The organism is Nonomuraea sp. LPB2021202275-12-8 (assembly GCF_037044575.1).
GTDB lineage: Bacteria > Actinomycetota > Actinomycetes > Streptosporangiales > Streptosporangiaceae > Nonomuraea.
On record NZ_JBAHWD010000006.1, the window covers coordinates 388,554 to 401,358 of the forward strand.

At 66.6% G+C, this 12,805-nt stretch carries 10 protein-coding genes, 1 pseudogene and 1 riboswitch; of the genes and pseudogenes, 3 read left to right on the plus strand and 8 right to left on the minus strand.

Annotated features, from left to right (window positions below):
• Positions 1-201: 201 nt before the first annotated feature.
• Positions 202-483, minus strand: a pseudogene (tnpA, locus tag V5E28_RS15005) (IS200/IS605 family transposase); the annotation flags it as partial.
• Between the two features lie 63 nt (positions 484-546).
• Between tnpA and V5E28_RS15010 the strand changes: the two are divergent.
• Complete coding sequence (locus V5E28_RS15010) at positions 547-1,296, plus strand: RNA-guided endonuclease InsQ/TnpB family protein (RefSeq protein ID WP_442945815.1); 750 nt, start codon at positions 547-549, stop codon at positions 1,294-1,296.
• 99 nt (positions 1,297-1,395) lie between these two features.
• On the opposite strand, the gene V5E28_RS15015 is transcribed toward V5E28_RS15010, so the two are convergent.
• The 6 genes from V5E28_RS15015 to V5E28_RS15040 all read right to left on the minus strand — a co-directional run bounded on the left by V5E28_RS15015 (position 1,396) and on the right by V5E28_RS15040 (position 9,737).
• Positions 1,396-2,334 carry a sugar phosphate isomerase/epimerase family protein gene (locus tag V5E28_RS15015; protein ID WP_336207474.1) on the minus strand — a complete coding sequence of 313 codons (939 nt, stop codon included), beginning with the start codon at positions 2,332-2,334 and terminating at the stop codon, positions 1,396-1,398.
• A 348-nt stretch (positions 2,335-2,682) separates the two neighbouring features.
• The gene (locus V5E28_RS15020; protein ID WP_336207475.1) at positions 2,683-5,184 is read right to left on the minus strand and encodes an ATP-dependent Clp protease ATP-binding subunit; all 2,502 of its coding nucleotides are present in this window, start codon (positions 5,182-5,184) and stop codon (positions 2,683-2,685) included.
• Positions 5,185-6,380: 1,196 nt separating this feature from the next.
• Positions 6,381-6,713, minus strand: a complete 333-nt coding sequence (locus V5E28_RS15025) for a histone-like nucleoid-structuring protein Lsr2 (RefSeq protein ID WP_336207476.1) — start codon at positions 6,711-6,713, stop codon at positions 6,381-6,383.
• A gap of 516 nt (positions 6,714-7,229) precedes the next feature.
• A complete protein-coding gene (locus tag V5E28_RS15030; RefSeq protein ID WP_336207477.1) occupies positions 7,230-7,718 on the minus strand; it encodes an RDD family protein in 489 nt (162 codons plus the stop codon).
• Between the two features lie 118 nt (positions 7,719-7,836).
• Positions 7,837-9,081 carry an RDD family protein gene (locus tag V5E28_RS15035; RefSeq protein ID WP_336207478.1) on the minus strand — a complete coding sequence of 415 codons (1,245 nt, stop codon included), beginning with the start codon at positions 9,079-9,081 and terminating at the stop codon, positions 7,837-7,839.
• Between the two features lie 98 nt (positions 9,082-9,179).
• Complete coding sequence (locus tag V5E28_RS15040) at positions 9,180-9,737, minus strand: amino-acid N-acetyltransferase (RefSeq protein ID WP_336207479.1); 558 nt, start codon at positions 9,735-9,737, stop codon at positions 9,180-9,182.
• Between the two features lie 283 nt (positions 9,738-10,020).
• Positions 10,021-10,171, plus strand: a riboswitch (cyclic di-AMP (ydaO/yuaA leader).
• Between the two features lie 6 nt (positions 10,172-10,177).
• On the opposite strand from V5E28_RS15040, the gene V5E28_RS15045 reads away from it, so the two are divergent.
• The gene (locus V5E28_RS15045; protein WP_336207480.1) at positions 10,178-11,221 is read left to right on the plus strand and encodes an NlpC/P60 family protein; all 1,044 of its coding nucleotides are present in this window, start codon (positions 10,178-10,180) and stop codon (positions 11,219-11,221) included.
• Here the strand turns inward: V5E28_RS15045 and V5E28_RS15050 are convergent.
• Positions 11,218-11,430, minus strand: a complete 213-nt coding sequence (locus V5E28_RS15050; RefSeq protein ID WP_336207481.1) for a LuxR C-terminal-related transcriptional regulator — start codon at positions 11,428-11,430, stop codon at positions 11,218-11,220. The two genes, V5E28_RS15045 and V5E28_RS15050, sit on opposite strands and share 4 nt — an antisense overlap.
• Positions 11,431-11,617: 187 nt before the next feature.
• On the opposite strand from V5E28_RS15050, the gene V5E28_RS15055 reads away from it, so the two are divergent.
• Positions 11,618-12,805, plus strand: coding sequence for a cytochrome P450 (locus V5E28_RS15055; RefSeq protein WP_336207482.1), 1,188 nt, complete (start codon positions 11,618-11,620; stop codon positions 12,803-12,805).

Consider the following 12,805-nt stretch of genomic DNA (forward strand, 5'->3'; position numbering starts at 1 on the left):
TCCCGTGCTCGCCGTCGCGGGCGTGCGGGCGGCTGTGCGCTCGCCGCCGCGTGGGGTGCGAGCGCTTCTCAGCGAGCCGCCGGGCGGCGCTTCAGCGTGATCTGGCGTGGAACCCCGGGCGTTCACGCCCGGGAGGAAACGACAGCGCGGGAGGGCCGTCAAGGCCTGAGCGGTGTGGTGACCGGTTGGCCGTCGAGCGGCTCAGCCCGGGCGTTTCTGGTTGTCGATGTACTCCTTGATGATCGATAGGGGTGCACCGCCGCAGGAGGCGGCGAAGTACGACGGCGACCAGAAATGCCCGCCCCACAGATACTTACGGATATGTGCCGGATAGTCCTTGCGCAGTAGCCGGGCGGACACGCCCTTGAGGCTGTTCACCAGCGTCGAGAGGGCGACTTTGGGTGGGTAGTGCACGAGCAGGTGCACATGATCTTCCTCGCCGTTGAACTCAACCAGCTCCGCTCCGAAACTGTCGCACACCTCGATCGCTGCCTGTCCTGGCAGATGGACGCCCGCACGGTGTCGATCTGGACCATCCGCGGGCGGATGAAGGGCGTGGCGTGCACCGCCTCGGCCGATCACCTCAACACGCTGGCCGCCTACCGCAAGGGCGAATCAGACCTCCTCTACCGCGATGGCATGTGGTTCCTCATCGCCACCTGCGACCTGCCGGACGTGCCGGTGCGCACCCCGGACGGATTCACCGGGGTGGATCTAGGGATCGCCAACGTCGCCACCGCCACCAGTACCGGCGCCGCCACCGGTGGTGGTGTCCGCTACTCGGGCAAGGCCCTGAACGCGGTCCGCCACCGGCACCGTGAGCTGCGTCGCCGTCTACAGGCCAAGAAGACCAAGTCCGCGAAACGGCTGCTGAAGAAACGCCGCCGCAAGGAAGCGCGTTTCGCCGCCGACATCAATCACACCATCGCCAGACGCATCGTGACCGAGGCTGCACGCACCGGGCAAGGCATCGCCCTTGAAGATCTCCAGGGCATCCGCGACCGGGTCCGGCTCCGCAAGCCCCAGCGGGTCACATTGCATTCATGGAGCTTCCACCAACTCGGCCGGTTCATCGCCTGTAAGGCGGCCCGTGCCGGTGTCGCTGTGCTCCACGTGGACCCGGCCCACACCTCGCAAGCCTGCTCGGCCTGCGGGCACATCGACAAGAACAACCGGCCCGACCAGGCCAGGTTCGCCTGCACGTCGTGCGGCTTCGCTGAGCACGCCGACGTCAACGCAGCTCGTAACATCGCCTCACGCGGTGTCACAAGCTGGGCAGTGAGTCACGCTGCCTGACGCGGACCAAACCGTCGAAACCACCGACGGCGAGGAACTGCAAGCTCAGCCCTTCAGGGCTGAGAAGCTGACCGGAAGTTCGAGTATGACGTGGAGTCGTCAGGCGGCCAGCTGGAGGCCCAGGCTGCCGAGGTTGGTGCGGGCCCAGTCCAGCTCCTGGGCCAGCAGCGACACCAGCGCCCCCGGCCCCTTGGCACGGCCCGGCACCACGAGGTTGTGGGTCTCGACCTCGATGTGCGCGCTGCCGCTCACCGCGCCCGACAGCATCGCCGCGAGCGTGTCGTGCAGCACGGCCCCGCTGTTGAGCCGCTCGCCCGCGTGGTTGTGCACATGGCCGAGCTTGACCACCGGCGCCCCGGCCTTGGCCAGCCCGCGCAGCGCCGCACCGGGCTCCTCGCCGCCGCAGGCGAGGTGGCAGGCGTCCAGGCAGACCCCCAGGTGCTCGGAGTCGATCCCGCCCACCCGCTCCAGCGCCTGCTCGGTCGTCTCCAGCACACATCCCGGCCACGGCTCGAAGCCGACCCTGATGGTCTTGCCGGTGACGCTGTAGATGCCGCGCAGCTCGCGGGCCAGCCGCTCCAGCCGCCGGGTGGCGATGGCGTGGAGGTCCGCGGGCCAGTCGCGCCGCCAGCCGATGGGGATGGTGGAGATGCTGCCGAACCGCACGTCTTCGGGCAGCAGGAACGCAAGGATCTTGGCCAGCGCCATCGTGTAGCGGTAGCGCTCCGGCTTGGCCCAGTCGGGCCCCGGAACCTCCTGGTTGCGCCCGCCGGTGCCGTTGAGGCTGACGACCTCCAGGCCGCGCTCCTCCAGCGAGCGGCGCAGCCGCACCAGCTCGATGCGGTCGGCAGTGAGGTGATCGGCGACCGTGGGCGACAGCCACAGGCCGACGCCCATCCGCTCGACGCCGAGCCGCTTGCGCACCGGCACGGCGTAGCGGGTCAGGTGCGCGATCAGATTCTCCAGATCTTCAGCGGGGTGAACGCCTGCGTTGTAGGCGAGGTGAACGAGCGTTCCGTCATCGTGACGCAGGCGCATCGACTTCCTCCACGGCTTGCACTGGTAGTTCCCTCGCCCGCCTCGAGGAACGTGCGGACTTGCCGAGCATGACTGCCCGCGGGTGGCGCACGCGTCCGCCCTGAGTTGGTTTCTTACTACTCCCGGGGGAGCAGTCCTCACCGTAGAAACACGCTCTTGCGGTTCACTTGGACAGGACTTGGCGATGCTCTACGCAGTGTAGTACTACTCCTGGTGGTGGTACAGCCATACCGCCAACAATTCGGCAACGGTCGCCGTGACCCACATTTTCTCCGTGGAAACGCCCCGGCAAAGCGAGGAACCCCCCGTGTGACCATGTCACACGGGGGGTTCGGTGGAACCTTGGCGTCAGTTCTGGACTGAGCCGGCGATCGCCGCGGCCGAGTCGGGGACCTGGGCAACGTCCTCACCCACGAAGAGGAACTTCGCGTTGTCGCCCTCGCCCTCGATGGTGACCTTCACGACCTGACCCGGACGGAGCTCGCCGTAGAGGATCTTCTCCGACAGCGAGTCCTCCAGCTCGCGCTGGATGGTGCGACGCAGCGGGCGCGCACCCATGACCGGGTCGTAACCGCGGTCGGCCAGCAGCTGCTTGGCATCGGGCGAGACGTCGAGTCCCATGTCGCGGTCCTTCAGGCGGGCGCCCACCTGCGCGAGCATCAGATCCACGATCTTGATGATCTCGTTGGGCGTCAGCTGGTGGAAGACCACGATGTCGTCGACACGGTTGAGGAACTCGGGCCGGAAGTGCTGCTTGAGCTCCTCCTGCACCTTCGCCTTCATCCGCTCGTAGTTGGACTCGGTGTCGTTGGACTTCGCGAACCCGACCCCGATCCCCTTGGAGATGTCGCGGGTGCCGAGGTTGGTGGTCATGATGATGACCGTGTTCTTGAAGTCGACCACCCGGCCCTGGGCGTCGGTCAGGCGACCGTCTTCCAGGATCTGCAGCAGCGAGTTGAAGATGTCGGGGTGGGCCTTCTCGATCTCGTCGAACAGGACCACGGAGAACGGCTTGCGCCGCACCTTCTCGGTGAGCTGGCCGCCCTCCTCGTAGCCGACGTAGCCGGGAGGCGAGCCGAACAGCCTGGAGACGGTGTGCTTCTCCATGAACTCCGACATGTCCAGGCTGATCAGAGCATCTTCGTCGCCGAAGAGGAACTCCGCCAGAGCCTTGGACAGCTCCGTCTTACCGACACCGGAAGGACCGGCGAAGATGAACGAACCGCCGGGACGCCGCGGGTCCTTCAGGCCGGCGCGGGTGCGCCGGATGGACCGCGACAGGCCCTTGATGGCGTCGTCCTGGCCGATGATCCGCTTGTGGAGCTCGTCCTCCATGCGGAGCAGGCGCTGCGACTCCTCCTCGGTCAGCTTGAAGACCGGGATGCCGGTGGCCGTCGCCAGGACCTCTGCGATGAGCTCCTCGGTGACCTCGGCCACGACGTCCATGTCGCCGGCCTTCCACTCCTTCTCGCGCCGCTCGCGCTTGAGCTGGAGCTGCTTCTCCTGGTCACGGAGGGCAGCCGCCTTCTCGAAGTCCTGCGCGTCGATCGCGGACTCCTTGTCGCGGCGGACGTTGGCGATCTTCTCGTCGTACTCGCGCAGGTCCGGCGGAGCGGTCATCCTGCGGATGCGCATCCGCGAACCGGCCTCGTCGATGAGGTCGATCGCCTTGTCGGGAAGGTAGCGGTCGCTGATGTAGCGGTCGGCCAACTGCGCGGCGGCGACCAGCGCCCCATCGGTGATGGACACCCGGTGGTGCGCCTCGTAGCGGTCGCGCAGACCCTTGAGGATCTCGATCGTGTGGCTGAGCGAGGGCTCGGCCACCTGGATCGGCTGGAACCGGCGCTCGAGAGCGGCGTCCTTCTCCAGGTACTTGCGGTATTCGTCGAGCGTCGTCGCGCCGATGGTCTGCAGCTCGCCGCGGGCCAGCATCGGCTTGAGGATGCTGGCGGCGTCGATCGCGCCCTCGGCGGCGCCCGCACCCACGAGCGTGTGCAGCTCGTCGATGAACAGGATGATGTCGCCGCGCGTGCGGATCTCCTTGAGCACCTTCTTCAGACGCTCTTCGAAGTCACCGCGGTAGCGGGAGCCGGCGACCAGGGCGCCGAGGTCAAGCGTGTAGAGCTGCTTGTCCTTCAGCGTCTCGGGCACCTCGCCCCTGACGATCTTCTGCGACAGGCCCTCGACGACGGCGGTCTTGCCGACGCCGGGCTCGCCGATCAGAACCGGGTTGTTCTTGGTCCTCCGGGAGAGGACCTGCATGACCCGCTCGATCTCCTTCTCGCGGCCGATGACCGGATCCAGCTTGCCCTCGCGGGCCGCCTGGGTCAGGTTGCGGCCGAACTGGTCGAGCACCAGGGAGGTCGACGGGGCCGACTCCTGCGGGCCGCCCGCGGCGGCCGGCTCCTTGCCCTGGTAACCGTGGAGCAACTGGATGACCTGCTGCCTGACACGGTTGAGATCTGCTCCAAGCTTGACCAGCACCTGGGCGGCCACACCCTCACCCTCACGGATGAGCCCGAGCAGGATGTGCTCGGTGCCGATGTAGTTGTGGCCCAGCTGCAAAGCCTCACGGAGCGACAGCTCGAGGACCTTCTTGGCCCGCGGGGTGAACGGAATGTGCCCCGACGGAGCCGACTGGCCCTGGCCGATGATCTCCTCGACCTGCTGACGCACACCCTCAAGGCTGATGCCCAGGCTCTCCAGAGCCTTGGCGGCTACGCCCTCACCTTCGTGGATCAAACCAAGAAGAATGTGCTCAGTGCCGATGTAGTTGTGGTTGAGCATCCTGGCCTCTTCTTGGGCCAAGACGACAACACGCCTCGCTCGGTCGGTGAACCTCTCGAACATCTCGTCGCTCCTCACAGAGCGGTCAGTCAGGCCGGTTAATCCGTCCCGTCATCCCGCATGCTAGCCCTGGCTCGGCGAACCTTGCCCTCTGCCGCTGACACGCTCTATAGCAGAGACGTTCCCCGAGAGCAGGGCGTTCACCCTCTATCCAACTACCGTTCGGGGGTGACGTGTTCCCGATACGCCGCAAGCGAACGATGTTTAGGGTGCTCGCCTGATGCGGCTCCAATTCGCCGGTCACGGCGCGGACGGATCACCCGGATCGGCGATCGGACGCCGTGGCGAGCCGGCCCCGGGACGGCCTTCGCCCGCTCATCTCGCGTGCCGCGTCCGTAACTCTTACGCAGTCATCGTATGTCCCGGCGCAATCGCAGGCCAAACGGTTGTGGAGCGTATCACCCAGGGCGTAAACCCAGCTGTCTGGTCAGCCGCGTTACCGGCGCCGTGCCGGCCCGGAGGCGTACGGGATCACGGATGCCGAAGATTGCGGACTCCGGATTGCGGGCCCCCGGCCGGACCAGCCGGGCGAGAACCCGCCGAAAACCGTTCCGGGGAATGCCCGCCCGCAACGGATGAACGGACTCGCAAGCGGCAGGGGCCGAAGGCTTCGGGTGACGGCAGCCGTCCTGTGCGACGGCTTCACGTGAAACGCCGAGTGGTCATGCCACGGAACCGCCTTGTCCCGAAACATCCCGGCCGGGAACGCTCCCAGCCACAAAATCCTCGACGCGGATGCGTCACACATGTCGACCCCCGCGAACGGGAGAGTTCTCCACGCGCGGCGCGAACACGAGCGCGCTCTCTGTGGCGTGGATCACGGCGGGCGAACGCCGACGAGTTCTCCGCGACGCCGATCATCGTCCGCGAACGACCGGGAGTGTCGCCATAACGCGGCGAAGCACGCCCCGCGGGACGGCGCCGGAAACGGAAGACCGCCAGAGAAGGGAAAGATGGGACTCCAGGCGACAGATCAACAAAGCCGCTCATTCGCCAGGAGTCACGCCATCTCCTTGCAAAGCCCTGCAGCGCCGTGTGTCTCGCACCGACGGGCCCAAAACGCTCTCTTGACAACGAAACAGAAGATCAACGTAGCTGGTTGTCCACTATTTGAGATTTGCCCACAAATGATCATGCGCTTATGGCGGCCGCCGGGGTCCTAGGCGAACGGCATAAGCGCATGGTCAAGCTGACGACCCTTAGTGGGCCGCGTCATACTTCTCTACGACGGTGGAGGCGATGCGGCCTCGCTCGCTCACCGGCAGACCGTGGGCCTTGGCCCACTGCCGGATCTCAGCGCTCTTCTCACGGCTCATCGCACGCTGCCCGCCACGCCCGCGACGGCGCGTCGACACGGCACCTGACCGGCGAGCGTGCTGCACGAAAGGCGTGAGGGCATCCCTCAGCTTCTTGGCGTTAACGTCGCTGAGGTCAATCTCATAGGAGGAGCCGTCAATAGCGAAGCTGACCGTCTCATTGGCCTCGCCCCCATCGAGGTCATCGATGAGAATCTCCTGGATCTGCTTGGCCATCTACGCAATCCTTTCCCGGAGCATTGTTTCATTCGCCTGCCCAAACATATACCCGGAAAGACGTTAAGACAATTCAGCGCTACGGGGATTCTGCTGAGTGGCCGATCAGTTGTGGGGCTCGGCCTGATCCTGGCGGTTTGGACGCCGCCCGGAGGCTTCGGAGCGCACCAACTTGACGACGCCAAAGATGAAGGCGCCACCCACGACCGCGGGCGGGATGAGCGCTGACAATACGTCTGTTACGGCTTGCATTCGTCCATCGCCTCCACAGCGGACCAGGTTTCAGGGGCGTTAATACACACGCGGCGGGGAAGCACGGGCCTGGAGGTCCTCATGTCGCCCGAGGTGAGAGCGCCGCCCGCACCCGACCATAGCGGCACACAGATCCCCACAGCCTGGCAGGGGGCACAACATCCGGCAACCCGGACGCCTCATAGCCTAATGCCAGTCTCTCCAGGCTCCTTACCGGATCAAGCGGAAAATTTGTGAAAAGCCATCCGCCCAGGTGCGGGCGGCTCAACGAAGATCTTTTACCACCAGCGTTCCGGCCAGTCTGTCATGTGGCCCGCGCTGCAGCGGCTTGTCGATCAAGATGAGCAGGCCAAGCCCGAACACGAAGATTCCGGCCAGCAGATTGATGACCGGAATGCCCATCACGATGGCCGGCGCGGGATAGAGCAGAGCTCGTTTGAGCCAGTCGCCCGGTGGAAGACCGCGCGGCTCGACCCGAATCCTCATGATCGCCTTGCCGAACGTGCGCCCGCCTCGGGAAAGCGCGAACCAGTCGTAGACCGTATATGCCAGCCCGGTGAAGACCCACGCGAACACGCCGGGCAATCGCCCCTCGAACGCATCCAGCACCCCGACAGTTCGGAAGATGCCCCATAGCGCAATGAACAGAATGTAATAGAAGACCCCGAAGACGAGCGCTTCAATCAGCCGAGCGACGAGTCGTTCCCACCATTCCGCGGGCGTCACGTCGCCCCGCGGGGGTGTCCCGGCCATAAGCCCACCTCAACCATCGCGAGACCGCCAGAGCCCTGACCGTCCCCATTTTGGTACCGAGAACACGCACAAAACAGGGGCCGGCGGGAGGCCGGCCCCTGTTTCGCGTCCAACAGGACTACTTGATCTTCACCACCACGGTGCGCGCGAACTTGTCGGCGAAGGTCTGCTGCAACGGCTTGTCCCAGAGCTGGGACGCGGCGTTCAGGCCGACGGCGACGGGCACGAGCAGCCAGCCGACGAACGGGATGACGCCAAGGACATAGCCGCCCCAGGTCGCGCCTGCGCGCTTGAGCGCCATGTCGTTGGGCAGGCCGCCGGGCGGGAGGGAGCTGCCCACCGGGACCACCTTGATGCCCATGACCATCTTGCCGACCGTCTGGCCGTTGATCTTGGTCATGAAGAAGTCGTAGGCAACGTACAGCGCCGCCAGGAGGACGTACTGCACGAGTCCGACGAGGAAGGTGCTGAGGAAGCCCGTCGAGACGCCGGAGACGGAGTTGTAGCTGGCGACGAAGAGAGCCACCATGATCAGGTTGATCAGGAAGTACACGACGCCGAAGATGACGCCGTCGATCAGACGGGCCACCAGCCGCTGCCACCACTCCGCGAGCGGAGCCGGCGCACCGGGCGGCTGCAGGCCGACCGGCTGGCCGTAGGACTGCCCGTAGGCAGGCTGGCCGTAGCCGGGCTGAGGCTGCTGACCATAGCCGGGCTGCCCGTACTGGGGCTGCTGCTGGGCGTAGCCCTGCTGGCCGTAACCCTGCTGCTGGCCGTAGCCGGGCTGGGACTGCTGGCCGTACTGGGGCTGCTGACCGTACTGCTGGCCCGAACCCTGCTGCTGGCCGTACTGCGGCTGCTGCCCGTAGCCCTGCTGCCCGGACGCGGGCTGCTGGCCGTAACCCTGCTGCTGGCCGTAGTCCGGCTGGGAGCCGGGCTGCTGGCCGTAACCCTGCTGCTGGCCGTAGTCCGGCTGAGAGCCGGGCTGCTGCCCGTAGCCGGGCTGGGACTGCTGGCCGTAGCCCTGCTGGCCGTAACCCTGCTGCTGGCCGTAGTCCGGCTGGGACCCCGGCTGCTGGCCGTAACCCGGCTGGCCGTACTGGGGCTGCTGACCATACTGGGGCTGCTGACCGTACTGCTGGCCCGAACCCTGCTGCTGGCCGTACTGCTGTTGCTGGCCGTACTGCTGCTGGCCGTACTGGGGCTGCTGACCGTAGGGGTCGTCGGCCCGGTAGCCGACGACGGTCACATCGGGGTCGGGCTCGCCCTGCTGGCGTCCCGTGCTCTGTCCGTATTCAGGATTCCCGTGCGGCGAGTTCTCGCCGGAGTCGTCCTGAGGATACGGCGGCTGTCCTGTGCTCACCGTGTCACCTCGCTTCGAGTGCGCATGTGGCACGTGTCAGGGCACATGCCTGTCGTGGCCCAACGTATCGACATAGGTATCAACAATCACCTTTCCTGTCAGTCAAGGCCCGCGTCACCCGATGCCAAGTGAAGCAGCATGCGCGTGTTGCCCAGGGTGTTCGGCTTGACGTGCTCCAGGTCCAGAAACTCGGCCACGCCCTCGTCGTAGGAGGCCAGCAGCTCGGCGTAGACCTCGGGGGAGACAGGGGTGCCCTGGATGGAGCGGAATCCATGCCTGGCGAAGAAATCGACCTCAAAAGTCAAGCAGAATACACGGCGCAGTCCCAGCCCTCTAGCGGTCCCGATGAGAGCCGAGACGATCCGGTGCCCGATTCCCAGCCCTCGGACATCGGGGTGCACGGCCACGGTGCGGATCTCGGCCAGGTCCTCCCAGAGCACGTGCAGGGCGCCGCAGCCGACGACCTCTCCCGCGCGCTCGGCGACCCAGAACTCCTGCACGTCCTCGTACAGGGTGACCGTGGCCTTCTCCAGGAGCCGCGGGCCGGCGCCGGCATAGGTGTCGACCAGAAGCCTGATGATCCGGACGTCCGGAGTTCTGGCACGCCGGACGAGGATCTCGGTCTCGGGGACGGTGAGTTCGGCGACCTGCTCCATGGCCATCCAGGGTACAGACCTCATTACGGCTCAGCCCTAACTCTCGCCTCTCCCCCATCCTGTGACATGTCGTGGTCGTACGAGCACGCTAGGGATTGTACGAATCCTACAGCTCCACCTCCGGTGAACTCAGGCCAAAGGGGACAAAAAGTGTTTTCTGTACGGGGCGTCACGAGATCACCTTGTGACCCTTCAGTTGTGAAACCTCTACAGACTCGGCAGTTCCGGTTGAGCAGGAACCAGGAGTGCATTAGTGTCCAGCGACGATGTCCCGCGCGATTCTCGTGCGGACGCGCCCAATCCCCGAAGGGGAACCGGGGACCCGCCGGCGGCGCCCGCACCGCGTCGCCAGGGGTGAATCCGAGCCTCGGCTCGGTAGGGCTGCTCCGGCCCGAACCCGTCAGCTAACCCGGTAGGCGTCGATGGAAGGAGCTTGGTTGGTGAAGCGCACGCGTGACCGCAGAGGGAGCGCGGCGGGCAGGCATGCCCGCCCCGCGGAACGGCCCGGCCGTTCCCGCCGGTTAGGCGTCGTCGGCGTGACGGTCGCCGCGCTGCTCCTGGCCCTCCCCCTCGGTTCCGCCTCCGCCGACCCCGAGCCCTCCCTCAAGGAACTCTCCAAGCAGGTCGAGGCGATGCACGTCGAGATCGAGACGCTGACCGAGGACTACAACGGGCAGCGGGAGAAGCTGAAGACGGCCAAGAAGGCCGTCGAGAACGCCCAGAAGACGCTGGCCGCCAGCGAGGCCGAGCTGAACGCCAAGCGATCCAAGGCGATGCGCCTGGCCGAGAACGAGTACATCACCGGTGGCCTCAACACCGCCCTCACCTTCACCACCTCCAAGGACCCCGACGGCTTCCTCGACAGGGCCGCGACCACCTACGCGGTCAAGCAGCAGCAGGGCGAGGACGTCATCCAGCTCACCAAGGCCATGGAGACCGCCGAGCGCGCCAGGGCCGGGGCCAAGGCCCGCATCGACGAGGTGACGGAGATCGTCGAGAAGCTCGACACCAAGCGGGACAAGATCGTCAAGCTCGTCACCAAGGTGGAGAGCAACCTCTTCCAGCGCGCGCTCGGCGAAGCCGGCCGCCCCGGCACCCGTGCCGTCCGCGTCAGTCTGCCGATCTCCGGAGCCGGCAAGGCCGCGCAGGCCGCCAGGTGGGCCCTCACCCAGCAGCTCAAGCCCTACATCTGGGGCGCCGAAGGCCCGCGCGGCTACGACTGCTCCGGTCTGGTGATGGCGGCCTATCAGCGCGTGGGGATCTCACTGCCGCACTACACCGGTGACCAGTGGACCGCGGGCAGGCACATCTCCAGGGAGGAGCTTCGCCCCGGCGACCTGGTCTTCTTCTACAACGACCTGCACCACGTGGGCATCTATCTCGGCGGCGGCATGATGGTGCACGCGCCGCAGACAGGTGACGTGGTGCGGATCGCCTCCATCGCCCGGCGCCCCTACGCCGGAGCCGTCCGCATCGCCGACTAGATCAGCTGACGCCGTGCGGCCCAGGCCACCGCCTCGATCGCGGTGGCCACTCCGATGCGGTCGCAGATGCCTCTCAGTCTTCGGCGCACAGTCCGCCCGCTGATGTCCAAGCGCCGTCCCACCCGATCCACCGTGACCCCCTTGGCGAGCTCTGCCAGTAACGCCACATCCGCATGGCTGAGCTCAACGCCCTCGGTGAGCACATTCATCGGGAGCCCTCCCTCCCAACAGCACTACTCGGAGACGTCTTTGATCCGAGCGAAGCTGCTCATCTCGCAGACGGTAAACGCATGCGGGAAAGGTCGTCAAGCATGAGATCTGCCGCACTTGACACGCCCCATTGACATGATCCGTTGTATGTGAAGTACTCGCCATATGTCGGCATATCGAGGCGAGATGATCGATAGCAGCAATGTGGACAACGCTCCATCGCCGACTCCGACCGACCTGCTGGGCTTCGATCCGCTGGACCCGGCGTTCGTTCGCGAACCGTACCGCCGCTACGCCGAGATACGGCAGGGTGACGCGCTGCTGCGGACACGCGCCGGGTTGCTCGTCGCCACCACGCACGAGCTCTGCTCGGCCGTCCTGCGCAGCCCCCGATTCGGTCACGGCGACGGTCCCGCCCGGAACGGCGGTTCTGACCAGCCTGTCAAGTCGTTCCTGGCCATGGACCCGCCGGATCACACCAGGCTGCGGGGGCTGGTCAGCAAGGAGTTCACTCCCTCGATGGTCAAGCGGCTGCGGCCCCGGATCGAGGCGATCACCGCCGAGCTGATCGCCTCGCTGCCGGACGAGGCGGATCTGCTCACCGGGTTCGCCTACCCGCTACCGGTCATGGTGATCAGCGAGATGCTGGGTGTGCCGGCCGAGGACCACGAGCGGTTCCGCGGCTGGAGCGAGACGCTGGCGCGCGGCCTCGACCCGATAGTCCCACCGGAGCTGGCGGCGCGGACCGAGCGGGACAGGCAGGAGTTCCGAGCCTACTTCCGCTCGCTCATCGCGCTGCGCCGCGAGCGGCCCGGCGACGACCTGCTCAGCGCGCTCGCCCAGGTCGAGGAGCTCACCGAGCCGGAGCTGCTCGCCACCTGCGTGCTGCTGCTCGTGGCCGGGCACGAGACCACCGTCAACCTCATCGCCAACGGCGTGCTCAACCTGGTCAGGCACGAGACGCTGGCCTCGGCCGCCGAACGGCCCAAAGAGGTCGTCGAGGAGGTGCTCCGGTACGACCCGCCGGTCCAGCTCACCATGCGGGTCGCGCTGGAGGACACCGAGCTCGCCGGCACGCCCGTACCGGCCGGCACCCACGTGCTGGCGCTGATCGGCGCCGCCAACCGCGACCCCGCCGCCTTCCCCGATCCCGACCGCTTCGACGTGGACCGGGCGCCGGGCCGGCATCTGGCCTTCGGGCTCGGCATCCACTTCTGCCTCGGCGCGCCGCTGGCCCGGCTGGAGGGCGAGATCGCGCTGCGCGCCCTGGCCGAGGCGGCGCCGAAACTGGAGCTGACCGAGCCCGAGCCGCCGTACAAGCGAAACATCGTGCTGCGCGGGCTGGCCTGCCTGCCCGTGCGGCTCAGGCGCTAG